Origin of the sequence: uncultured Marinococcus sp., from assembly GCF_947493875.1 — a bacterium.
Classification (GTDB): Bacteria; Bacillota; Bacilli; order Bacillales; family Marinococcaceae; genus Marinococcus.
On sequence record NZ_CANLSU010000002.1, the window covers coordinates 81,541 to 105,773 of the forward strand.

A 24,233-nucleotide genomic window follows, 5' to 3' on the forward strand; every position below is an offset into this window, starting at 1 on the left:
AAAGCCTCCTATTATTAAAGTTCAGCAAGCACTTCTTCAATTCGTTCAGCCGCCCAGTCGAGATCCTCCTTTGAAATAACGAGCGGCGGCGCGAATCGGATGACAGTTTCGTGTGTTTCTTTACAGAGAATTCCTTTGTCTTTTAACTGCTCACAGCAGGCACGCGCCGGAATGTCGAGCTCGATGCCGATAAACAGCCCTCTGCCTCTTACTTCTTTAATATGAGGGTTAGTGATAGCAGCGAGTTTTCGTTTGAAATGCTCTCCGAGTTCGAGTGAACGGGAGGCAAGCTGCTGCTCTTCGATCACTTCAAGAGAAGCAATTGCTACTGCGCAGGCGAGGGGGTTGCCGCCGAACGTAGATCCGTGGGACCCAGGGGTGAAAACGCCAAGGATATCCTCGTCGGCAGCTACGCATGATATAGGAAAAACGCCGCCGCCGAGTGCTTTTCCAAGAATGTAGATATCAGGAGTAACCCCCTCCCAGTCGCATGCGAACGTTTTACCGGCGCGCCCGAGGCCGGATTGAATTTCATCGGCGGCAAACAGCACCCGGTGGGTCCGGCACAGCTCGTACGCCTGCTGCAAAAATCCTTCAGGGGGTATTACAATCCCGGCTTCCCCCTGAATAGGCTCAACCAAAAACCCGGCTGTATGAGGGGTGATAGCTTTTTCAAGCGCCTTGAGATCTCCATACGGTACGATTTTAATACCCGGGAGCATCGGGCCGAAGCCCCGTTTGTATTCCTCTTCCGAAGAGAGGGACACAGCGCTCATCGTGCGTCCGTGAAAGTTTCCCTCGCATGCAATAATTTCCGCCCGTCCTTCCGGAATTCCTTTCGTTTCATAGCCCCAGCGGCGAATCGCTTTGACTGCTGTTTCTACTGCTTCAGCCCCGGTGTTCATGGGAAGCACCATGTTCTTGCTGGTTAAGGCTGACACTTTGTCATAAAAAGGAGCAAGCTGATCATTATGAAATGCCCGGGAGGTAAGCGTCACCCGGTCAGCCTGGTCTTTCAGGGCGTGAATAATTTTGGGGTGGCGGTGGCCCTGATTGACAGCAGAGTATGCACTCAGCATGTCAATATAGGAGCGGCCTTCCGGATCCTTCACCCATATGCCCTCCGCTTCAGTAATAACAATAGGAAGCGGTGTATAATTTCGGGCACCGTGTTTATCGTTTTGATCGATAATCTGACTCGAGGACATTATTTCTGCCATGCATACCCACTCCTAAAGTAAGGTTACTGTAAAAGTTGCAAGAACTGTGCCAACTTCGGAAGAGCCCGCAGCAGGGAGCGGCTGGTGAAAAAGAGTGGGAGATGAAAAAAATTTTGCACTCATTGATTAATTTTTTTGCACTTTTTTGAAAATTGAATTGCAGTAATTATCCACAGAAAAATTCTGAAATAATGGAGGAAATAAAGAATAGATTTTAAATTAGAACATTATGTGAATATTTTCACAAACTTATTGTGTGAACGGATTGCCTAAGGTATGCTCTATATGTGAAATGATTCACATATAGAGATGGAGAGAAGGAAGGGATTTTCATGTTTGTGGAAACGTACGATCCGTTTCAAAATATTGTTTTTTCTGCTCTGGCGGCTGCCATACCGATTTTGCTGTTTCTGGTATGCTTGACGCTTTTTAAAATGAAAGGCATCTATGCGGCTCTGCTTACGCTCGGCGTTACCTTTGTAATAGCAATGGGAGTTTTTGGCCTGCCACTTGCGCAGAGCGGCGGAGCAGTGACGGAAGGAATTGTGCAGGGGCTGTTTCCAATCGGTTATATTATTATCATGGCCGTGTGGCTGTATAAAGTATCAGTCGCTTCGGGGAAATTTCAGACAATCCAAAACAGCATCGCTTCAATTTCCGCGGACCAGCGGGTGCAATTATTATTAATAGGTTTTTGTTTTAATGCCTTTCTGGAAGGCGCTGCTGGATTTGGTGTACCAATTGCTATTTGTGCCGTGCTTCTCGTTCAACTCGGGTTTCAGCCACTTCAGGCAGCCATGCTTTGCCTGATCGCTAACGGCGCAGCCGGAGCTTTTGGTGCGATCGGAGTACCGGTTGGTATTATTGATACGCTTCAGCTTGAAGGGGTCACTGCCATGGACGTTTCACAGATGACCGCACTCACGCTTCCGTTAGTAAACTTCAGCATTCCGTTCTTACTGATATTTCTTCTGGATGGATTAAAAGGCGTCAAAGAAACTCTCCCGGCGATTTTAGTGACGGCTGTAACATATACGGTGCTTCAGGCAGTGATTACGATTACTGCTGGTCCTGAGCTTGCCAATATTATTCCTTCCCTGGCAGCGATGGGGGCTCTTGCTATTCTCCAGCGGTTCTGGCGTCCGATTAATATTTTCCGCCTTGATGGTAACGTGTACGTGCAGGCTGAACCGAAAGCGAAAGGGTCGTGGAGAAAGGTAGTGTTTGCCTGGTCGCCGTTTTACCTGCTGACGATTTTTATCATGATATGGAGCTTTCCGGGATTTAAAGCACTTTTTGAAGACAATGGCATGCTTTCCCCTGCGGTGCTTGGTTTTATTCTTCCTGGAACATACAGCAGCTCCGCGGGCCAGGGAATTGTATTTAACCTGAACTTTATCGGGGCTACAGGTACAGCGATTCTGCTGGCGGTGCTCGTCACAGTGCTGTTTGCCAAAAATATGAGCTGGTCCAGGGCGCAGGCAGAATTAATGCAGACGGTAAAAGAGCTGTGGCTGCCCATCGTCACCATTTGTGCCATTCTTGCAGTAGCTAAGCTTGCTACCTATGGCGGGCTGACAATGGCTATGGGGGAAGCGGCTGCTATGACAGGAAACATTTTCCCGTTTCTCTCACCGGTGCTTGGCTGGATTGGAGTATTTATGACAGGATCGGTCGTAAATAATAATACACTTTTTGCTTCTATTCAAACAACGGCTGCCTCGGGAGTCGGTGTCGACGGGGCGCTTCTGGTAGCGGCGAACACAGCCGGGGGCGTAATGGCGAAGCTCATCTCTCCGCAGTCCATTGCCATTGCGACTGCCGCTGTAGGACAGACAGGTCAGGAAGGGCAATTAATGAAAATGACGCTTAAATACAGCCTGTACCTTTTGTTATTTGTCTGCCTGTGGACCTTTGGTCTAAGTCTATTTATTCATTAAATCGGTTAGGCGAAATAAAAAAACACAGCAAAAAGGACCGGCTTTTCAGCTTCGGTCCTTTTTATTTCCCGGGCAATAAACAAGTTCATTCTGATCAGCCTGAAATGGGAGGGCTGCTTTTGGTTCTCCAATCAAGTATCCCTGGGCCAGGTCAAACCCAAGTTCGCGCACACAGTTTAATTCTTCAGAACGCTCGATTCCCTCGGCCAGTGTAATAATACCGTGGCTCCCCGCGCGTGAAATGATTTTTTCCAGCCGCTGCTGCTTTTTAAGTTCCCGATCACAATAGTCGACAAGCGAACGGTCGATTTTTACGTAATGCGGCTGGAGCTCCTCCATAACGTCAATCGTCGAGTAGCCTGCCCCGAGATCATCTAGAGCTACGCGTACACCGTGCGATTGAAAGATTTGAAAAATACGAAGCAGGTGTTCGAGATTATCAAACTTCTCTGTTTCCACCACTTCAAACACAAGGTCCTTCGTGGAAATACCTAAGCTCCGGGCTGTGGCAAATGTAGAAAGCAGACAGTGATCGGGATCATAGATTGAAGAGGGCAGAAAGTTAATAAACCGTTTGATGCCAGGCTTTAAATATTTGGCACTTGTTTTAATAGACGCGATGCGCGCCCGATTGTCTAAAAGCGACTGCAGACCGCTCTGCTGGGAGAAAGAAAACAGCTGATCCGGCCGGAACTGGGCAGCTTCTGCCTGCGAACGCATGAGGAATTCGTATCCCATTACTTCACCGGTATTCAATTGAATAATCGGCTGCATGTGGTGAGTAAACTGCTGATTATTGATAACGGTCATGAATGAGGGACGGGAAATCCGTTCTTTCAGCTGAGGAAAATTAATCATGTTTGCATGAGCCTGTTGATCTTTATCTGTCCAGGCACCTTTTAACCCGGCTAGGTCTTCGGGAAGGGCACGTTCAATGAAATCCAGAAAAGGACTGAGTGTCTGGACAGCAGAATAGTAATAATAAAGCGTATTATCCTGAATGCAGGAATTGTAACCGTTCTGGAGCATATGATAACGAAGCTCACGGAGCACACTGAAGGATGTATGAGTGAACAACAGATACCCGGAAGATTCCAAAGCAGGCAGTGCTGTGCAACTGGAGCATTGATTCATGATCTTAGGTCCTCCTATTCAAAACGTACGCTTGTATAGCTTTATTTCTCTCTATTTTATCGGGTTCCAAAAGAAATTGTTGAAAAAAACATAAAAAAAAACAGAGAAAAGGAGGATTTCCTTTCTCTGCAGCGTATTACTGTGCTTCTTTTTTTGTTTCACTTTCTATGGAAGAGGAGGCTGTAATTCCCTGATTTTGTGCCATTGCTTTGGCTGCTTTCGGCGCGAGCCAGAGTGTTGGCAGCAGAATAAGGGAAACAGGGACGGCTGTTACTACAATAAATGACTGCAGGGCGTCCACACTTCCTTCACCGATAAACAACAGACAGGCAGCTACGGCTCCCATAATAACCACCCAGAATACACGAATGGCAGGATGAGGCTCTTCGCTGTCACTGACTACAATTGAAATTGTGTAGGACATAGAATCCGTCGTAGTCACCACAAAAAGAATAGTGACTAATAGAAAGCAGAAGGCGATAAAGGTTCCGAGCGGCAGCTGCTGTACGATAGCCATCATCGAAGCTGGCATGCCTGATTCAAACAGGGCGTCTGAAACTGATCCCGGATTATTTAATTCATAAAAGATGCCCGAGCCGCCAACGATGGTAAACCAGAAGTTTGTTACGAGCGGGGCGATAATAGACACGGCGAGGATCAGCTGCCGGATCGTTCTGCCACGGGAAATTCTCGTGATGAAAATAGCCATCATCGGCCCATAGCCTAAAAACCATCCCCAGAAAAAGACCGTCCATAAACCGAGCCACTCATTGCTTCCGCGAAAGCTGCTCATCTGTGCAAATTCCTGCGTGTACACTCCAAATGAAGAGATAAAGGCGTCTAAAATGAAACCGCCCGGACCAATAAGCAATATAAATAAAATCAAAACGATCGTAAACCATACGTTAAACCGGCTCAAAAGCTGAATCCCTTTATGAATACCGGTGACGGCGGATATAGAAGCAATAGCTACAAGCCCGGCAATAATCATAAACTGGGTCGGGTAATTATTGGGGATCCCCATGAGGGTCTCAAAACCGTAGCCTGCCTGAGTGCCTAAAAAGCCAATAGGACCAATAGTACCGGCAGCGACCGAAACGATCGAACACACATCCACGATGGTACCAAGCGGACTGTGAACAGCGATTTTTTCGCCGAAGACCGGATAAAGGAGCGTCCGCGGACGAAGAGGCATGCCTTTATCATAATGAGCATGCATTAACACTATGGTGCTCAGTGTTCCGAGAATAGCCCAGGCGAGAAAGCCCCAGTGTAGAAAGCTTTGAGCGAGCGCAGGCTGTACTGCTTCGGAGGAGCTGCTTTCAAGCCCGGAGAATACCGGGGGAAGATCCATAAAATGATAAATAGGCTCCGCTGCGGCCCAGAAAACACCACCGCCAGCCAGCAGGGTACACATAATGATGGAAAGCCATTTAAAATAGCTGAATTCCGGTACGGCTAAATTTCCAAGGCGTACATGTCCGTATTTCGAAAAGCCGATGTAGAGTCCGATGAAAAAAGTGGCAAGTAAAAGAATCTGCCAAAAGGCTCCGAAAAAGACAACAGCCCAGTTAAAGGTGGTCGTGACAAACTGGCCGACAGCTCCAGCGTTAATAAGAGAAAAAACGACAAATAAAATCAACAGTCCACCGCTTAAAAGCGTGACCGGCCAGTCATTGTTTTTCCAATGATTTGGGGGTTGTGAAGACACAAATATTCCTACTTTCTTTTATATATGGAGTAAAGATTTATGCAGGCAGAGAAACGCCGGGACAGGGGGAGCGGTTTTCAGCAGCCGGACACAAAGAACATATCTTAGTAGAACCGATGGGCTTCGTCAATAAAAAAGCCCACAATTTTAGTAAAAGCCTTGGCTTTGAAGGTGAAAAATCACTTTTTAATAGTTCCTCCTTCTGTATTAATACAGAAGGGATTTGAAGAATAGTTTATTTAAAAGAGAAAAACTATTTAAACAAGGGATGCGGAGCCTCTATTAAAGAAGGAAATAAAAATTTCAAAAAATTATTATAAAACAGTTGACGAAAAATACATACTGTTATAATATAGTCTCAACAAAGCAAATTGTACTATAACAGAAAGCGCAGCTGCATTTCCAATTTGTTTAATCTGAAGAAAAAGGAGAGAGACATATGATTCGTCAGGAAGATGTAAAGCAGATGGAAGAAGCCTGGGAGAACGAGGAACGGTGGAAAGGGATTACACGCCCCTACTCGGCAGAGGATGTGCTGAAGCTTCGTGGCTCGATCAAAGTAGAATATACACTCGCTGATATGGGAGCAAATCGTCTTTGGAATTTAATGCAGGAGGACCCGTTCGTCCGGGCGCTTGGTGCCCTTACAGGCAATCAGGCTGTACAGCAGGTGAAAGCAGGATTGAAAGCAATTTATTTAAGCGGCTGGCAGGTTGCCGCTGACGCTAACCTCTCCGGCCATATGTATCCGGATCAGAGCTTATATCCCGCCAACAGTGTTCCGCACGTAGTGCAGCGTATCAACCAGGCACTGCAGCGGGCGGATCAGATTGAACATCTCGAAGGAAACGATGAAACAAACTTTTTTGCTCCAATCGTAGCTGACGGAGAAGCAGGATTTGGCGGCCGGCTGAACGTGTTTGAATTAACCAAATCGATGATCGAGGCAGGAGCCGCGGGTGTTCATTTTGAAGACCAGCTTGCATCCGAAAAGAAGTGCGGTCACCTGGGCGGAAAGGTATTAATACCGACAAGCACGGCTATTCAAAATCTCATTTCGGCAAGACTTGCAGCAGACGTGATGGGAGTGCCGACAATTATCGTGGCCAGAACCGATGCAAACGCGGCCGATCTGCTTACAAGCGACATCGACGCCTATGATCACTCATTTATCCGAAGCAACGAACGGACCGAGGAAGGCTTTTACCGCACAAACAACGGGCTGGACCAGGCGATTGCAAGGGGACTTGCTTACGCACCGTACGCCGATCTTGTCTGGTGCGAAACCTCTGAACCAAACCTTGAGGAAGCACAGAAATTTGCAGATGCGATTCACGAAAAATTCCCGGGAAAAATGCTTGCCTACAATTGCTCGCCTTCCTTTAACTGGAAAGCAAAGCTGAGTGACGAAGAAATTGAAACCTTCCAGGAGCGGCTTGGCGAGATGGGCTACAAGTTTCAGTTTGTTACTCTGGCCGGCTTCCATGCTCTTAACAACAGCATGTTTGAACTGGCTGGCGGCTATAAAGAACGCGGCATGGGAGCTTATTCCGAGCTTCAGCAAAAGGAATTTGCCAACGAAGACCATGGCTACACAGCAACGCGTCACCAACGTGAGGTTGGTACAGGATACTTCGACCAGGTAGCAACTACCATTTCAAGCGGAAAATCATCCACGACAGCGATGAAGGGATCGACAGAATCGAGTCAGTTCAGCCGTTAATTATTAAAAAATCATGAGGAGGTTTTTCCAATGAGAGAAACGACGATGGAGTATCAAAGAGAAATACCGACAATGATTTGCAGCGACTGCGGAAGCGAAATGACAGAGCATCAGGAAACACCAATGATCCAGTGTGATCACTGCTTAAGCAAAATCGAAGAATAGCAGAAAAGATACGGCCGGTGCCCCGCGTTACAGCAGGGCGCCGGCTTTTTCTGTATACATATGTAATAGAACGGCCTGAATGCGGGTGTGCAAAAAAGACCCTCAGGCTTTCCGCTTTAGGGAAAGCCTGAGGATGGAGAAAGGAGGCTATTTGGCTTCTGCTTTTAAACGATCCTTAGCTTCTCTGCGGCGTCTGTGCAAAATAGGCTCGGTGTAGCCGTTTGGCTGGTTGTATCCCTGGAATACTAAATCGCAAGCGGCCTGAAAGGCGGTTGACTGCTCAAAATCCGGACTCATCGGGCGGTATTCGGGATCGTGGGCATTTTGTTCATCTACAACAGCGGCCATTCGTTTGAATGTTTCCATTACCTGCTGCCTGGAGCAAATGTGATGATGAAGCCAGTTGGCAATGTGCTGGCTGGAGATGCGAAGCGTTGCCCGGTCTTCCATAAGTGCAACGTTGTTGATATCCGGCACCTTAGAGCAGCCGATACCAAGCTCGACCCAGCGTACAACATATCCAAGAATACCCTGAGCGTTATTATCGAGCTCCTCCTGCACCTCGGCGGAGGACCAGTCAGCATTAGCGGCAGTGGGTATAGTTAAAATAGAATCAAGATGAGATTCAGATAACTGCTTTAAATCCTTTTGAACCTTCGGAACATCAACCTGGTGATAATGAAGAGCATGCAGCGTGGCCGCCGTTGGAGACGGTACCCAGGCGGTGGACGCCCCAGCTTTTAATTGCCCGTCTTTCTGATCCATCATGGCTGCCAGCTGCTCGGGCATGGCCCACATGCCTTTACCGATCTGGGCACGCTGTTCAAAACCGGTGGCAAGTCCGGTCTGTACGTTTGATTTTTCGTAGCTTCCGAGCCAGGCAGAGGTTTTCATTTCGCCTTTCCTGATCATCGCTCCTGCCTCCATGGAGGTATGAATTTCATCTCCGGTCCGGTCCAGGAAGCCTGTATTAATGAACATTACCCGGTCTTTTACTTCCCTGATGCAGGCCTTCAGGTTTATCGTTGTTCTTCGTTCCTCGTCCATAACGCCTATTTTCAAGGTGTGGCGTTCGAGGTGGAGCATATCTTCAATCCGGTCAAACAGCTTGTTTGCAAAGGCAGCTTCTTTAGAACCATGCATTTTTGGCTTAACAATATAGATGGAACCTTCGCGGGAGTTTCCGTATTTTCCGTTTCCAAGCAGGTCGTGTTTGGAGATAAGGCTCGTAATGACGCCATCCATAATGCCTTCAGGAATTTCTTCTTCCCTTTCATTTAATATGGCATCGGTTGTCATCAAATGGCCGACGTTCCGGTTCAGCATCAGAGAGCGGCCTGACAGAGTAAATTCTTCGCCGAAAGGAGACGTATAGCTGCGGTCCGGATTCATAATGCGTGTCACTGTTTTATCGCCTTTTTGAAACCGGGCGTTAATATCTCCTTTAATGAGACCGAGCCAGTTGCGGTAAACCAGTGTTTTATCTTCAGCATCTACAGCAGCTACAGAATCCTCGCAATCCATAATAGTTGTAAGCGCAGACTCTACAGCCACATCTTTTACTCCGGCCGGGTCGGTTTTACCAATCGGGTGACTATAGTCAATTTGAATTTCGATATGCAGCCGGTGGTGCTTTAAAAGCACAGCTACCGGACGGGCGCTTGCGCCCTGGTAGCCTGAGAATTGTTCAGGACGTTGAAGCTGCCCCTTGCTGCCATCCTGAAAGGATATTTCGAGGCCCCCGTTTTCAATAGAATAGCTGACCGCGTCCTTGTGGGAACGGCTGCGAAGTGGAAAGTATTCGTCCAAAAATTGCTTAGCATAAGCAACAACCTTTTCCCCGCGTACAGGATTGTAGGGTTGCTGCTGCTCCGCTCCGTCCTCTTCATTGATGATATCGCTTCCATATAAAGCATCGTAAAGGCTTCCCCAGCGGGCATTAGCTGCGTTAATGGCAAAGCGTTCGTTGCTGATGGGGACGACAAGCTGCGGCCCGGCCTGCATGGAAATCTCTTCGTCCGTGTGTTCCGTGGCAATTTGAAAATCATCCGGCTCTGGTTCAAGGTAGCCGATTCTTTCAAGAAATGTTCGGTACTGATCCGGGTCCCGCTGAGGGTGAGCCTGATGCCATTCGTGAATCTGGTTCTGCAGATTGTCTCTCGTGTGCAGAAGCACTTCGTTTTCAGGGGTCAGATCATGAACTATCTGACCGAATTCCTGCCAAAACTGCTTTTGTTCCAGTCCGGAGCCGGGAAGGACTTCTTCATTAATAAATTGATATAAAGAAGGGTGCACATGAAGTCTGCCTGCCGATCGGTACGTGTTCATATTATTCCTCCTTCAAGGTAAGAGAACAGAAAAAGCTGCTCCCAGAATATAATACCATTGTATTATAACAGTTATATAAATATCAACACTGTTATATAAAATTATAAAACTTCGTCAAACAAAATTTTTTTTAGTATAGTGAAAGCATTGTGAATTAAATTTAAGAAACGTATTTTATGATTGTACCCACAATGGCATTGGGAGTAGTATTTCCCGTTGGAATATTTGTGATGGAGTGAAATTAGAAATAACCAGGTCTTATGCTGAGGCTGATAGCGAAATGAGGTATACATGGGCCTGGAAACGGGATAGAATAACTAATGTATACAGAAGCTGTGAAATTGTATGCGGATGCAAGATCCAATTCAAGCAGAAAGGTGTTCCTTCTATATGATTCAGAATCCTAAAGGAAAAGAGCGGATCGGTCTGGCGCTGATTCTTAGTATGCTTGCAATTCTCGGGCCGCTCAATATTGATATGTATCTGCCAAGCTTCCCGGGAATAGCGGCAGATTTAAACGCCCGTGCCTCCATGGTGCAGCTTAGTTTAACTGCCTGTCTTGTTGGTCTTGCAGTCGGTCAGGTGATCGTCGGCCCGATTAGTGATGCAAAAGGGAGAAGAAAGCCGCTGCTGGTTTCTATTACGCTGTTTGCGGCTGCTTCGTTTATTTGTGCAATTGCACCGAATATATACATATTGATTGCTGCAAGGCTGCTGCAGGGCTTAACTGCTTCTGCCGGCATTGTCGTTTCAAGGGCGGTGGTGAGAGACATTTTCAGTGGAAAGGAACTGACCCAGTTCTTTTCACTGTTGATGGTTATTAACGCCATCGCCCCTATGGCCGCTCCGATGATTGGAGGCGCCATTTTACTCCTCCCATTTTCAGAGTGGTCGACAATTTTCCTTTTTCTCGCGGTCGTCGGGCTTGCCATCGTAATTACCATCGGTTTTCGGCTTGAAGAGACCCTTCCGGAAGAAAAAAGAACGCCGAGCTCACTCAAATATACGATCCGCACCATTGGTGATTTGTGGAAGGATCGTTCTTTTATCGGGTACGCATTAACGCTTGGCTTCGTGCACGGGGGCAGCTTCGCCTACGTTTCCGGCACGCCATTTGTGTATCAGGAGATTTACGGGGTCTCAGCCCAGGTGTTCAGTGTATTATTTGGCATTAATGGCCTGGCTATTATCACCGGCAGTTTTTTAATCGGCCGGCTGGCCGGCATTATTGCTGAACGAAAACTACTTCGCACGGCGGTGATCACGGCAGTAAGTGCGAGTTCTTTTCTTCTCGCGATGACAATCATTGAAGGCCCGCTCGCGCTGCTCGTCATCCCTATTTTCATTTACATGACAGCGATGGGGATGGTGCTGACAAGCTCGTTTACGCTGGCGATTGCCAAACAGGGCCACCGGGCAGGAAGTGCAAGTGCGCTGCTCGGCATGCTTCCGCTTTTGATAGGTTCAATAGTTTCCCCGCTTGCCGGCATTGATGAAACGACAGCCGTGCCGATGGGAGCTATTATGTTTATTACGACCGTATTTGGACTGACGGCGTTCAGCACGCTCAGTGAACGCCCGCAGAAAAAATAAAATAAAGCCGGTACGCTGTGTTGGAAGCGTACCGGCTTTGTATAGCAAAGCATTTTAGGATTGAATGTTTTTTAATTTTTCCGGTGTTACATCGTTACCTTCCGGATCCTGCACGGTGGTGGTGAGCAGTGTCTCTTCCATCGACCCGCGGATCATTTGAAGGTACTCTTCACGAAGCTGCTTCTGCTCCAGCTGCTCTTGTGCAGTCAGTCCCTGATTTACTTTTTTTCTCGCCAGTTCGTTAATGCGAGGAAGCGTTGCGATCATGTGAATTCCCCTTTCGCTTTATACCCATACATGTATATGGTATAAAAATAGTATAGCAGAAGCCTGCTGCATATGCAAACCACAAGCAGCAGGCGGAGCTCTTAATGCTTCAATTCCTGAAATTTAGTGACGGCCTCCACACGATTGCTTACTTCAAGCTTATCAAATATAACAGAAATATAGTTTCTCACAGTACCATTGGTAAGAGACAGCTGCCGGGCTATGGCCGTGGTGCTTTTTCCCTCTGCGATTAACGCAAGTACTTCTTCTTCACGTTTGGTAAGCGTGGCGGCATTGTTATATGCAAGATCCACCAGATCAGGGGAATAGACCTTTCTGCCGCTCATAATAATACGGATAGACTGGGCCAGTTCTTCGCTCGGGCTGTCCTTTAAAAGATAGCCGCTGATTCCTGCTTTTCGTGCCCGCTCAAAATAACCGGTGCGTGCGAAGGTGGTAAGAATAATAATTTTGCACGTACTTTCCTTTAACTCCTCAGCAGCCTCTAACCCGCTTTTTACCGGCATTTCAATGTCCATAATACATATATCAGGCTGTTCTTTATCAATAAGGGCCAAGGCTTCCTGTCCATTTTCTGCTTTACCGACGACTTCCATATCTTCTTCTAAATCGAGAAGAGAACCAAGGGCTCCTAAAAGCATCTGCTGATCCTCCACGATCACTATTCTTATCATAGCGGGCGGCCTCTCCTTTATTTAATTTGTTGAACGACCAGAGGTACTTGAATATCAAGCTTTGTGCCTTCGGAAGAATAATAGTTAAACTGGCCGTTGATGAAGCCGAGGCGTTCTTTAATGCCCTGCAGGCCGCTTTCGGACCAGGATTTCTGATCGGAGGAAATGCCTTTGCCATCATCTTCGACTGTGAGGGAAAGGCTGGTTGTAGATTGATCGATCGTAATATAACAGTTTGCTGCTTCACTGTGTTTGACAACATTGGTCACAGCTTCCTTTAAGCACATGCTAAGCACGTTCTCAATGAGAGGAGGAGCTTCGTGAAAGCTGGCGCTGCCCTTTACATGAAGAGTAATACCTGCAGCCTGAAGAATTTCCTCCACGCGCAGAAGTTCGTCGCTCAACTTCGCACCTTTCATATCGGATACGAGCTCACGAACTTCTTTTAAAGCGGTGCGGGCGGTCTGATGAATATCAGTTAATTCCGCCTGGGTCCGTTCAGGTTTAGTATCTATTAATTTTCCGGCGAGTTCACTTTTCAAACCAATTAACGAAAGCTTCTGTCCAAGAGTATCGTGCAGATCTCTGGCAATACGCTGCCGTTCTTCGAGAACAACGAGCTGGGAGATGCGTTGGTTCGCTTCGTGAAGCTCAGTTTCAAGCTTTTCGCGTTTGTTTCGGTTGTAGATATTAAAAGGAAGAAGAATAACCCCGATGACACTGATGGCAATAAAGGGAAGCTGCATCATAAACAGCTCGTTTTGAACGTAAAAGCCGATGACAACAGCGGCCAGGGTAGTAAGAAGGTGGAGAATGTACAGGGTAAGGAAGCCTGCCTTATGCTGAATATTACCAATAAAGAAGGCTAAAAACAGGGAAAAATAAACATAACCAAAATAAAGGGTCATGCCGATACTGATAAGCATTTCAATGCCCACAGATAAATAAACCGTCCAGCCCTTTTTAATAAAGGATAAACGATAGGTCGTAAAAAACAGAAGAATCATAAAGACACCAAGGATAATTTCAAAATACGTGGCAGACCGGATAATAAAATAAAAGGGGAGCAAGCAAAAAATGATCCATGCGTACAGGCTGAGGCCGGTGCTCTTTGGGAATATATCGAACCAGTTTTGCATAAACGGGCTCCTTTTTCATGAGGCGTCGTATTTCTTTAAATTAAGTATAACAAACCCCTCTCCGTAACAGAGAAGGGTTTGTTGTTAAGATTTTTTATCGGACGGGGAGGCTAACGGCTCTTTTGCCTGTCTTTTGCTCCGGATGTTCGCTTCTTTAAAGCTGACAAACGTATTGTTTGCTTCATCGTACAAACGGAACCGAATAGAGGTGAGGCTTGTACCCAGAGTGATTTTTGTAGCCTGCTGCAGTGGTTCAATGTTTTCATGGGTTTTTGCCAGATTATAGTTCGGTACACGCGGGCTGAGATGATGCACGTGATGGTAGCCGATATTGCCGGTAATCCACTGAAGCACTTTTGGAAGCTCGTAGTAAGAGCTTCCGTCTACTGCAGCCTTTACAAAGTCCCATTTATCTTCGTTTTCAAAGTAGGAGTCTTCAAACGTGTGTTGGACGTAAAATAACCAGATGCCGAGAAACCCTGCTGTAAAAAGCATAGGAATCTGAATGGTGAAAAAGGCAGCCCAGCCGACAAGCCAGATTAACAAAGCGTAAATAACTACAATAGAAATATTCGTGAAATACGTGTTCAGGCGTTCTTTTCGTTTGGCACCTTTACGGTTGAAGCGGTTTTCGACAAGAAACAGATAAAATGGCCCTAAAAAGAAAAGCACGAATGGGTTGCGATATAAGCGGTAGCTGAGTCGCAGCCATCTGCCGGCGTTTTGATATTCGTCGACGGTCATAACCCAAACATCTCCGGTGCCCCGTTTATCGAGGTTGCCGCTCGTGGAGTGGTGAATCATATGGCTTCTTTTCCATTTTGCATAAGAGAAGTGAGTAATGATCCCGGTTAATGTGCCGATTCGATCATTCGCCTTACTGCTTTTAAAAAATGAACCGTGCGTGCAGTCGTGAAAGATAATAAATGTACGGACGACAAAGCCTCCGGCAATAATTGCGAGGGCGACAGTAATAAAAGGAGAAATGGAATACGCTGCATACGCAAGCGCCCATAGGGCCAGTAAAGGAAGAATGGAGTTGCACAGCTGAATAATGCTTGCTTTATGGTCAGAATGAGCGTATGGGGCAGCGCTCTTTTTCAATTGCATTTGTTCTTGTCTGCTCATGGTTAATCGCTCCCTGTTTTATCGGGTATGTCTCTATTAATAGGGTATAAAATTTTGACTCCGGCTGTAAGTCATAGACGTCAGGGAGAAAAAATGACAAATGTCATATACGGGTTGAAATAAGTGAAAAATACGAAATATGTATAAAATCAGCCGGAAAACTCCGGGCAGACTAAAGCCTCTGAACGTTCAGGTGTTCAGAGGCTTTGGCTTTTATAAAGCGTAGTTTGCCTGCAGTGCGTGGGTCAGCTCGGAAACGATATCAATGTCTTTAAAGCTGATGCCAAGTTGGACGGCAGTCTGGGCCATCTCTGGTCGCATGCCGCACAGCGTAGTTTTCACGCCGACGAGCTTTAAGGCGGTGGCAAGCTGCATAATGCGCTGAGCGACAAACGTAGTGATATCACGAACGCCCGAAAGGTCAATGTACAGCCTCGTTAATTCGCTTTCGGTGCATTGCTTTAACGTATGCTCCACAATCACCTGGCCCCGCTGTTCATCGATATGGCCAATGAGCGGAAGCAGACCGGTTTTCTTTTGAATCAAAATGATCGGGGAGGAAAGCTCCAGAATCATAGCTTCTTTCAGCTGCATCTGTTCGTTCATATGATAAATGGCTTCCTTCATGAACGCCCGCCCGGCGTAATCGAAAGCCTGGAGTGCCTTGCGCTGCCAGTCGAGCACATGATCGACCGGAATTGCTTCCTCATACTGGTGAACAAACAGGCGGATCTGTTCTAAAATGGCGTTGCGGTAATAGGTGAATTCTTCCTGGATAGTGAGCATCGGCTGCCACATTTCTTTATTCTCTTCCACAATGGCACTGATTTTTTCTTCAAAATGCTCGTAAAATTGAGTTTCTTCTTCCCGGAATACATGCACAAGCTCCTGGGCAAAAACCTTTTTCATTTCTTCGAGTTTTTGATTTGTATAATCATCAGAAGCATTGCCAGAAGAGGAATCGGAAGACCATGTGCCACGCATGGTGTCTATATGTTCAATCAAATAATCATATAAGGAGCCGTCAGCTTTTTCCTGATTAAATTGCACGGGCATTATTCCTCCAAAGTAAAAGTATGGTGCAGAATGGTCTAATTATAGAGTCTGGAAGAGAAAGTCACAAGCCCTTTATCTGTATTCATACCACATAATCCCCATGGTTTCTGCTCCGCCGTGAACACCGATCACCGGACTGAGAGGGCAAAGATGAATGGAGAGCCCGGGGGAAAGCTCCTGCAGCTCTTTTTTCCATGCCTCTGCTTTACCTTTTGTTGTTGTATAAATAATGCTCAGGTCTTCGACCCGCGAGGATGCTATGGCATCTTGAGCAATCTGCAGAAGCCGATTTTCGGCCCGTTTTCGTGTGCGAATTTTTTCAAAAGGAACAATTTGGCCCCGTTCAAAGGTAAGAAGAGGATGAATCTTCAAGAGCGTTCCAAGAATCAGCTTTCCGCGGGAGATCCTTCCCCCTTTATGTGCCTGTTCAAGGCTTCCGAGGAGCAGGTAGCCTTTGGCATGCCCTGCCATCTCTGTTAACCGCTGCTGTATTTCCTCCGGCGTACTTCCTTCCTCTGCTAATTGTGATCCTCTCGTCAGCAGGGGGCGAATGCTGCCGGCACCCATCCCTGAATCCACTGTGAAGAGCGGAAATCCGGTCGTTTCTGCCGCGAGCTGGGCAGTTTGAAGAGTACCGCTCAGGTGACTGCTGATATGTATGGCGATTCCTGCGTCATAAGAACCCTTTAATTGTTCAAACAGTTCGGAAAAGCTTCCCACAGAAGGCTGGCTGGTTGTAGGGAAAGCTTCTTCATGCGGCAGGCGCTTATAAAATTCCTCCGTGGTAATCTCGACATTTTCTTTATAGCTTTCATTTTCAAACACAACAGATAAGGGAATAATATGAATATTATACTTTGCGGCTGTTTCCGGATCGATAGAACTGGTGCTGTCTGTGATCCAGGCTATACGCTGTGTCATCATCCACCTCTTTTTCATGTTAATTTGATAACGTTTTCACTATACAGATTCTGAGGCGGGATTTCGAATGAAACCCCGCCGGCTCCGTATAAAAACATTGGTAAAGAAAAACATGCCCGGGCCCGTGCAGGTGCCAGAACATGTTTAGTTAAAAAACAGGGCAATTAGGGAAAATCCAATTACGACAGTGAACAAAATCGTCATATGATTCAATGAAAAAATAAACATAGTAGTTGCCCATTTTTTGCTGTCCATCCGCCGGTAGCATATAAAGCTTGCTGCAAGCCAGGCTGCGCTTAATACAAAGGATACACCAACGATAAAGCTGCTGACAGGAAGGAAAAGAAAGCTCGATAGGGTCAGCAGAACAAGGTAAACGTTTGTCTGAATATAAGTCCGCCGGTTTCCCTTGATTACTGGAAGCATTGGGATATCTGCTGCTTTATACTCGTCGTGTCTTCGTATAGCGATAGCATAGAAGTGAGGCATCTGCCATAGAACCATAATAACGAAAAGGCCGAGAGCTGCCGGGTGGAAAAAATCATTAGAAATAGCAGCCCAGCCGATAAGCGGGGGCACTGCTCCGGAAATACTTCCGATTTCTGTATTGTAAATCGTGCGCCGCTTGCTCCACATCGTATATGGAACAACATAAAAGAATAAACCTATAAAGCCGAAGAAGGCTGCGAGCGGTGAAGCCGCATATAAAAAGCCCAATCCTGCAAGTGTCATAACAATTCCCAGTATAAGTGCATTTTTTAGCTGCATCCGGCCAGTCGCCGTAGGGCGGTTTTTCGTCCGGTCCATAATCTTATCGATATCGCGGTCGTATAAGTTGTTAAACGTGCCGGCGGCGCCGATAACAAGACCCGAGCCGAGCGTGGCAAGGACTATCGCTCCGATTTTATCGGAAAAAGCGATGTTGTGAATATATAAAGCAAGGGTAATCCCTGCAAACATAACGATTAAATTGGATTTGATAATACCTGTTTTAATCGTTTCCGCCAGTACTTTACGAAGTGCCTGTTTCGGGGCAGCGAGGGATCCTTGTTGAACCGTGCGTTCGATATTTTCCGATTTCATTTTATTCCCCCCAACCGTGTTCATCCGATACTAATGTATCACATATGTCGTAAAAATTAGAGATATTGACGAAAAAGTTCGCTATCTTGTCAATTGTTTGTGAACGATTCATGACAAATTATTGTATAAATGTACTTCGTACTTTCAGCAAACAAAATTATATTCTCACATTAACGGCGTATTGGCAAGTGTTACTTCCCGGCTCGAGCCGGCAGAGCAACCATGAAAATGATGGTCTCTGCACTTATTCCGGGCTGCCCGTACAAAAGCCGTCCGGCAGGGGACGGCATGAGTATCAGCTGCTTTTCGTTTTTAATTCATGGAGCATTTCATGCACAGCATGAGCGACTCCGTGTTCGGTATTTGTTTTTGTGGAAAAACCACATGCCTTTTTAATTTCCGGAACGGCATTGCCCATGGCAACGCTTCGTCCTGCCATCTGGAGCATATTTAAATCGTTAAAATTATCCCCAAGAGCCATAACATCCTCAAGGGAGATCCCCCGCTCCAGCGCAAACTCCTGAAGTGCAAAGCCTTTTTGGGCCCGTACGTGGTTTAATTCAAGGTTGCCCATGCCTGAAGAAGTAAGAGCGAGCTCGTTATCACCCCGGAGATCGTATTTCATCTGTTCGAGCACGGAAGCCTCTGAAGAAAAGGCGAGCATTTTATACACATCGATGTCCTCGTAGTCGAGTATTGAGAAGAAATCATCGGTGAACTGGAAATTTTCATCCTCAAGCCGGCGCTCAGCATACTGCTGTGCTGCAGCTCTCGTCAGCTCGGGGTGCGCGGTCTGCAGCATTCCCACAACCACATTCATATACGCTTCTCTTGAAGGCGCAAAGATACCATGACTGGTAAAAAGTTCAATATAAGAACCGGCAGCGTGATTCACGGTTAAAATCCTCTCACAGGAGCTTTCTGTGATTGGGGCAGAACGCTGTATTTCCTGCCGGTTTTTGTAAGTGACGGCCCCGTTCATGCTGATAATTGGGTAGGAAAGGCCGGCGGACTCCAATGGCCTGTGTGCTGCTTCGTAGGTCCTCCCTGTGGCGATGACAATATCAATGCCGTGTGCCGAAGCACTCTGCAGAGCTTCGGCGTTGTCTTTACTGATTTCTCCATTCTGATCCAGCAATGTACCGTCCATATCCGTTGCAATTAGTTTCATTTCTTCTCCTCCGATATGCGTTCGATCTGTTGATCCGTCTTAATTGGTATCTTCTATTATCGAACACTTTATCTGAGTCATCAACTTTTTTGTTTTCAGCAGGAAGATTGGCATCATAAAAACATCGACAGCTTATCTTACAAGGTAATTGAAGAATTCGTAAGGTTTCTACAAACTGATAGTAGCTTGTAAAGATTTCGGAAAACATATTTCGCTCTGCGGGAGGGCGGTGCCTGACATGAAAAAGCAGCATGTAGTCATTATAGGAGGAGGGCTTGCAGCTATCCGGTTAATGGAACAACTGCGTGAACGGTCGGCCCGGGTGCATATTTCTATTTTCAGTAAAGAAAAAACGCTGCCGTACAACCGGATCCAGCTTTCCTCCTATTTAAATGGAGAAATAACAGAGGACGATTTAACAACCTATACAAATAAATGGTTCCGCCGGAACAATATATCCTTTCATCCGGGAGAAACGGTGCAGAATGTGTTAAAGGATGAAAAGAAAATCATAACAGCCAGCGGAGAGCACTCCTATGACCATTTAGTTTTTGCCACGGGGTCATCGCCGCTGATTCCACCGGTGGAAGGGGTAGAAAAAGAAGGAGTATTTCCTTTTCGCACGCTTGAGGACTGCCGCAGGCTCGTTAAAGCAGCTGGGCAGAAGCGTCGGATTCTGGTTATCGGAGGCGGCCTGCTAGGACTCGAAGCGGCTAACGGACTGAGCCGTTTCGATGCAGAAGTGACGGTCATACAGCGGGCGGACAATATTATGGACCGCCAGCTTGATCGGCAGTCTGCCGCCATGCTGCAGGGAAAGCTGGAACGGCGCGGCGTAAAATTTTTGCTGAGTAAAGACGTTACTTCCATTTTGGGACTCCGGAAGGTATCAGGAATTGCTTTTGGGGACGGGACACACATGGAAGCAGATATGGTCGTATTTGCGATCGGTATTCGTCCGCAGCTGAAGCTTGCAGAAGCGTCCGGTATTGAAACGAACCGTGGGATCATTGTGAATGATCGAATGGAGACGAGTGAAAAGCACATATACGCGATAGGCGAATGTATCGAACATGACGGCCGGACCTATGGTCTGGTGCAGCCGGTGAACGAACAGGCGGATGTGCTGGCCAGGCGTTTGAGCGGTGAGCATAAAGCCTATTATAAAGGTTCAAGTACCTCGGCAAAGCTGAAAATATCCGGAGTGGAATTGTTTTCTGTCGGCTCTCTGATCGAGGACGACGCTACAAAGTCATGGGTGCTCCATGATGAAGAAAACGAGCTTTATAAAAAGATTGTTTTTCGCCATAAAACGGTCCAGGGAGCTGTTCTTTACGGCAATACAACCAACAGCGATCTGTTAAAGAGCCTGGTGATGACGGACAAACCAATCAACGCTTCGGAGAAAAAACAGCTGCTGTCAGCAAGCAGTGAGCCGGCCGGCTTTCTGCTGCAGATGCCGGGTTCTGACACGGTATGTGCCTGTAATAATGTAAATAAAAATACGATTATCCAGGCCGTTCAGGAAAAAGAACTAACCACGCTGGATGAAGTGAAAACCTGTACGGGGGCTTCTACCTCCTGTGGGGGCTGCAGCAGCATGGCAGAGGGTCTGCTGAATCTTGCCCGTGAATGGAAAGTGGAGGCGGAAAATAAAACAGAAGCGCTGTGCGGGTGCACGGGGCTTGACCACCCGACGCTGATTAACCGGCTGATGGAAGTAAAACCATCGACGCCCGAAGAAGCGATGGATGCTTTAAACTGGAAAACGCCCGAAGGCTGCGAAATGTGCCGGCCTGCCATTGCTTACTATCTCTATATGATTCAAATGAAGCAGGGAGAGCTTTCAAGCAACGAAACACTGCCGTTCACCTATTCGCCGTACATTTCCCTCGAAGCGGATGGCACCTATACCCTGCAGCCGATCATGAAAGCAGGGATTATTTCTCCTGATCTGATCAAAAATCTAAATACTGTTATCGAAAAATACCAGTTGAGCTATTTTCATATTACAGCTGACGGACGCATACAGCTTCCATATGTCGAAGACGAAGATGTGGTGGAAGTATGTGACAGCCTGGATATTCCTCTTCTTAACTTTCCAGGTTTTCAGATGACGGCTGTACAGAGTGTATTCAAAGACCGGATCCGGGAGCGTCATAACCCCGGGATGGTACCATACGCCCTGGAGCTTGAGGAGCCGGTGGAAGCTGTTCCTTTTCCTGACACGCTCCGTTTTGTCATGCTGGAGGGATTTTCCATTCTTGAAGGAAATCACGTTGATGCCGGCCTGCTTAAAATGGAAGACAAGTGGGAGTTTCACATTCATTTTGAGGAAAAGTCTGTACTGTTGTTTTCAGCTCCCACCTTTATGGAAATAAAAGAATACATTTGGGCGCTTCTTCAATATTACCGGGAAACGGCGTTTTTTAAGGAATCATTTGCCCGGTGGTGCGGACGTATGACGATCATCCATATTCGGGAAGGATTGTTTGATCCGGATACCAGAGAGCAGCTGCTCCACCAGTTAAGTACTTGTTTGAAAAAGCCGCTGCCGTATCATTTTTCGATTCCAGAAGGGAGTACAGTTCATGAATGATTTCGGGTCCAATTACGGACGGACAATAGAGCCGACAGTTCTCGAAGAAAACCGGCATCAGGCTCAGTGCCCTTTCTGCAGCATGCAGTGTAAAAAGGAAGTAGTGGAGCAGATTACTACAAAAGGCATCAAATATAAAACCGTCGGTGTGGATAATCCCACCACGCACGGCCGGTTATGTGTCAAAGGTCACTCAGCCTACCAGCATGCGATTCATGAAGACCGGATTACAACTCCGATGAAAAAAGTGAACGGCCGGTTTAAATCTATTGAATGGGACGAAGCCCTGGATATTATTGAACAGCGAACGAAGGATATTCAGCAGACCTCCAGCAAAAATGCTTTATCGGTCTACGGCGGAGGCTCGCTTACGAATGAAGAATCCTATCTGCTCGGCAAGTTCGCCCGGGTCGGACTGCAGACAAAATACATCGATTACAACGGCCGGTTCTGCATGTCTTCTGCTGCCTCAGCGGCGACAAAGACGTTCGGGGTCGACCGCGGGTTTACCAACGGCATTGAGGAAATTCCAAACGCAAAATGCATCATACTCGCCGGCACTAATATTGCCGAATGCCAGCCGACCATCATGCCGTATTTTGAAGAGGCAAAACAAAACGGAGCCTTTATTATTGTGATCGATCCGCGAGTGACAGAAACAGCTAAAATGGCAGACCTGCATCTGCAGCTGAAGCCCGGGGAGGACTGGTCTTTAACGACCGCGCTTTTAAAAGTGATTTTTGATAAAAATCTGCAGAATAAAGAATTTCTGCAAAACCGCACAGAAGGCGCTGAAGAGCTTGAAGCGTACGTGCGCCAGTACAGCGTAGACGAGCTTGCGAAACGGGCAGATGTGCCCCGGGGCGATATTGAGCAGGCGGCTACGATATTTGCCGAAGCGGGTACAGGCATGATATTTACCGCCCGGGGGGTGGAACAGCAGATTGATGGGCATCAGGCTGTCCGTCATTTTATTAACCTGGCACTAATCTGCGGCCACATCGGCAAACCAGGTTCAGGATACGGGGCGATCACCGGTCAGGCAAACGGCCAGGGGGGCCGGGAGCACGGTCAAAAATCTGATCAGCTTCCGGGCTACCGCTCGATTGAAGATCCGAAAGCCAGGGAGCATATGGCGGCGGTTTGGAATGTGAACGAGAAGGATTTGCCCGGAAAAGGTGTTTCCGCCTACGAAATGATGCAGAAAACGCAGAACGGGGAAATTAAAGGAATGTTTTTAGTAGGATCCAATCCTATCGCTTCGAACCCGAATGCCTCTATTGTGAAGCAGGGACTGGAAGCACTTGATTTTTTAGTGGTCGTGGATTTATTTATCTCGGAAACGGCCGAATATGCCGATCTGGTTCTCCCGTCGACTGCGTATATTGAAGACGAAGGAACGCTTACAAATATGGAAGGGCGGGTGACCTGGAGACAGGGAGACCGCCCGGCTCCCGGCCAGGCAAAGCACGATTGGGAGATTTTATCGCTGATTGCTGCGCGTCTTGGCAAAGAGAAATGGTTCAGCTACCGCTCGGCGAAAGATATTTTCGAAGAGCTGCGTTTTGCTTCGAAAGGAGGGCCGGCTGATTATTACGGAATCACGTATGAACGGATTAAAAAGGAAAACGGCGTCTTCTGGCCATGCCCTTCTCCGGAAGAACAGGGAAGGCAGCGACTGTTTGATGAGTCGTTTGTGCATGACAGCGGCAGGGCCCGCTGCTTTACTCCGGAATACGGGGAAGAAATTATTAAAGAACGGCTGTCGGAGGCAAGGCCGCTGTATTTGACGACTGGAAGGGTTATGTCCCATTATCTGACCGGGGTTCAGACAGGAAAAAGCGCCAAATTAAATGCCCGTTATTTTGAATCATTCGTCGAAATTCATCCTGAAACAGCAGAAAAGTATGGCATTAAAGAAAACGACCTTGTCACCCTGGAATCTCTGCAGGGCTCTATTGTGGTTAGAAACCAGTGGTCGGAAAACATCCGGAAGGATACCATTTTCGTACCTTTTCACTGGGCGGGCAAACAGAACGTGAACCGGCTGATTGCGGGTACGCTGGACCCGGTCTGCCAGATGCCTGGCTTCAAGCTGGCAGCTGTGTCCATGAAGCCGGCAGAAGCCCAAAAACAAAAAGTATAATAGATGTAATGAAACGCTGCCGGCATCGGCAGTGTTCTTTTTTTGTACCGCGATGGTGTCTATTTAATAAATAAAAAACCAGCCTCCGTACCGGTTGTGAACGGCACGGGGGCTGGTCGGGGTTTGTGGCTGACATGGCAGGCAGTGGCCTCTACAGCCCGCGGAGCGTTCCTCTGGCAGAGACAAACGCTCCGCGGGCCGGCCTGGTAAACCA

The 24,233-nt window shown here is 47.2% G+C and carries 20 protein-coding genes; 8 read left to right on the plus strand and 12 right to left on the minus strand.

The annotated features are described in order from the left end of the window. Positions 1 to 14: 14 nt before the first annotated feature. On the minus strand, positions 15 to 1,220 hold the full coding sequence (locus Q0757_RS03215; RefSeq protein ID WP_298784693.1) for an ornithine--oxo-acid transaminase: 1,206 nt from the start codon (positions 1,218 to 1,220) through the stop codon (positions 15 to 17). 332 nt (positions 1,221 to 1,552) lie between these two features. Here Q0757_RS03215 and Q0757_RS03220 point away from each other — a divergent pair, with 332 nt between their 5' ends. Then, positions 1,553 to 3,160, plus strand: coding sequence for an L-lactate permease (locus Q0757_RS03220; protein ID WP_298784695.1), 1,608 nt, complete (start codon positions 1,553 to 1,555; stop codon positions 3,158 to 3,160). Between the two features lie 45 nt (positions 3,161 to 3,205). Here Q0757_RS03220 and Q0757_RS03225 read toward each other — a convergent pair whose 3' ends face one another. Both Q0757_RS03225 and Q0757_RS03230 read right to left on the minus strand, forming a co-directional pair. Next, on the minus strand, positions 3,206 to 4,294 hold the full coding sequence (locus Q0757_RS03225) for an EAL domain-containing protein (RefSeq protein ID WP_298784697.1): 1,089 nt from the start codon (positions 4,292 to 4,294) through the stop codon (positions 3,206 to 3,208). Between the two features lie 136 nt (positions 4,295 to 4,430). Then, complete coding sequence (locus tag Q0757_RS03230) at positions 4,431 to 6,005, minus strand: BCCT family transporter (protein WP_298784699.1); 1,575 nt, start codon at positions 6,003 to 6,005, stop codon at positions 4,431 to 4,433. Between Q0757_RS03230 and Q0757_RS03235 the strand changes: the two genes are divergently transcribed. The 3 genes from Q0757_RS03235 (at position 5,996) to yhfH (ending at position 7,893) form a co-directional block, all read left to right on the plus strand. Further along, on the plus strand, positions 5,996 to 6,232 hold the full coding sequence (locus Q0757_RS03235) for a hypothetical protein (protein WP_298784701.1): 237 nt from the start codon (positions 5,996 to 5,998) through the stop codon (positions 6,230 to 6,232). The genes Q0757_RS03230 and Q0757_RS03235 overlap by 10 nt on opposite strands. A 212-nt stretch (positions 6,233 to 6,444) precedes the next feature. Beyond that, positions 6,445 to 7,728, plus strand: coding sequence for an isocitrate lyase (gene aceA, locus Q0757_RS03240; protein WP_298784703.1), 1,284 nt, complete (start codon positions 6,445 to 6,447; stop codon positions 7,726 to 7,728). Between the two features lie 30 nt (positions 7,729 to 7,758). Further along, a complete protein-coding gene (gene yhfH / locus Q0757_RS03245) occupies positions 7,759 to 7,893 on the plus strand; it encodes a protein YhfH (protein WP_298784705.1) in 135 nt (44 codons plus the stop codon). A gap of 147 nt (positions 7,894 to 8,040) precedes the next feature. Here yhfH and Q0757_RS03250 read toward each other — a convergent pair whose 3' ends face one another. Beyond that, the gene (locus tag Q0757_RS03250) at positions 8,041 to 10,221 is read right to left on the minus strand and encodes a malate synthase G (protein ID WP_298784707.1); all 2,181 of its coding nucleotides are present in this window, start codon (positions 10,219 to 10,221) and stop codon (positions 8,041 to 8,043) included. Between the two features lie 390 nt (positions 10,222 to 10,611). Here Q0757_RS03250 and Q0757_RS03255 point away from each other — a divergent pair, with 390 nt between their 5' ends. Further along, positions 10,612 to 11,814 (plus strand): Bcr/CflA family efflux MFS transporter, encoded by a 1,203-nt coding sequence (locus tag Q0757_RS03255; RefSeq protein ID WP_298784709.1) that lies wholly within the window; start codon positions 10,612 to 10,614, stop codon positions 11,812 to 11,814. 54 nt (positions 11,815 to 11,868) lie between these two features. On the opposite strand, the gene Q0757_RS03260 is transcribed toward Q0757_RS03255, so the two are convergent. The 8 genes from Q0757_RS03260 to Q0757_RS03295 all read right to left on the minus strand — a co-directional run bounded on the left by Q0757_RS03260 (position 11,869) and on the right by Q0757_RS03295 (position 19,274). Continuing rightward, positions 11,869 to 12,081, minus strand: coding sequence for a DUF896 domain-containing protein (locus Q0757_RS03260; RefSeq protein ID WP_298784711.1), 213 nt, complete (start codon positions 12,079 to 12,081; stop codon positions 11,869 to 11,871). Between the two features lie 101 nt (positions 12,082 to 12,182). Then, positions 12,183 to 12,776, minus strand: coding sequence for a response regulator transcription factor (locus Q0757_RS03265; RefSeq protein WP_298784715.1), 594 nt, complete (start codon positions 12,774 to 12,776; stop codon positions 12,183 to 12,185). A 17-nt stretch (positions 12,777 to 12,793) separates the two neighbouring features. Continuing rightward, entirely contained in the window at positions 12,794 to 13,915 is a 1,122-nt protein-coding gene (locus Q0757_RS03270) for a sensor histidine kinase (protein WP_298784716.1), read from the minus strand. Positions 13,916 to 13,999: 84 nt separating this feature from the next. Next, positions 14,000 to 15,043: a fatty acid desaturase gene (locus Q0757_RS03275; protein WP_298784718.1), complete on the minus strand. Its 1,044-nt coding sequence runs from the start codon at positions 15,041 to 15,043 to the stop codon at positions 14,000 to 14,002. 213 nt (positions 15,044 to 15,256) lie between these two features. After that, a complete protein-coding gene (locus Q0757_RS03280) occupies positions 15,257 to 16,093 on the minus strand; it encodes an STAS domain-containing protein (protein WP_298784720.1) in 837 nt (278 codons plus the stop codon). A 78-nt stretch (positions 16,094 to 16,171) separates the two neighbouring features. Continuing rightward, a complete protein-coding gene (locus Q0757_RS03285) occupies positions 16,172 to 17,023 on the minus strand; it encodes a DegV family protein (RefSeq protein ID WP_298784722.1) in 852 nt (283 codons plus the stop codon). A 141-nt stretch (positions 17,024 to 17,164) separates the two neighbouring features. After that, positions 17,165 to 18,103, minus strand: coding sequence for a heme o synthase (gene cyoE, locus Q0757_RS03290; RefSeq protein ID WP_298784724.1), 939 nt, complete (start codon positions 18,101 to 18,103; stop codon positions 17,165 to 17,167). Positions 18,104 to 18,398: 295 nt separating this feature from the next. Next, on the minus strand, positions 18,399 to 19,274 hold the full coding sequence (locus tag Q0757_RS03295; RefSeq protein WP_298784726.1) for a Cof-type HAD-IIB family hydrolase: 876 nt from the start codon (positions 19,272 to 19,274) through the stop codon (positions 18,399 to 18,401). A 238-nt stretch (positions 19,275 to 19,512) separates the two neighbouring features. On the opposite strand from Q0757_RS03295, the gene nirB reads away from it, so the two are divergent. Genes nirB through Q0757_RS03310 form a run of 3 tightly spaced genes read left to right on the plus strand, consistent with a single transcriptional unit; the run spans position 19,513 to position 24,229 of the window. Further along, entirely contained in the window at positions 19,513 to 21,873 is a 2,361-nt protein-coding gene (gene nirB, locus Q0757_RS03300; RefSeq protein WP_298784728.1) for a nitrite reductase large subunit NirB, read from the plus strand. Then, positions 21,866 to 24,019 (plus strand): molybdopterin oxidoreductase family protein, encoded by a 2,154-nt coding sequence (locus tag Q0757_RS03305; RefSeq protein WP_298784730.1) that lies wholly within the window; start codon positions 21,866 to 21,868, stop codon positions 24,017 to 24,019. Before nirB ends, Q0757_RS03305 begins: the two co-directional genes overlap by 8 nt. 42 nt (positions 24,020 to 24,061) lie before the next feature. Then, complete coding sequence (locus Q0757_RS03310; protein WP_298784732.1) at positions 24,062 to 24,229, plus strand: hypothetical protein; 168 nt, start codon at positions 24,062 to 24,064, stop codon at positions 24,227 to 24,229. The last annotated feature ends 4 nt before the right edge of the window (positions 24,230 to 24,233 follow it).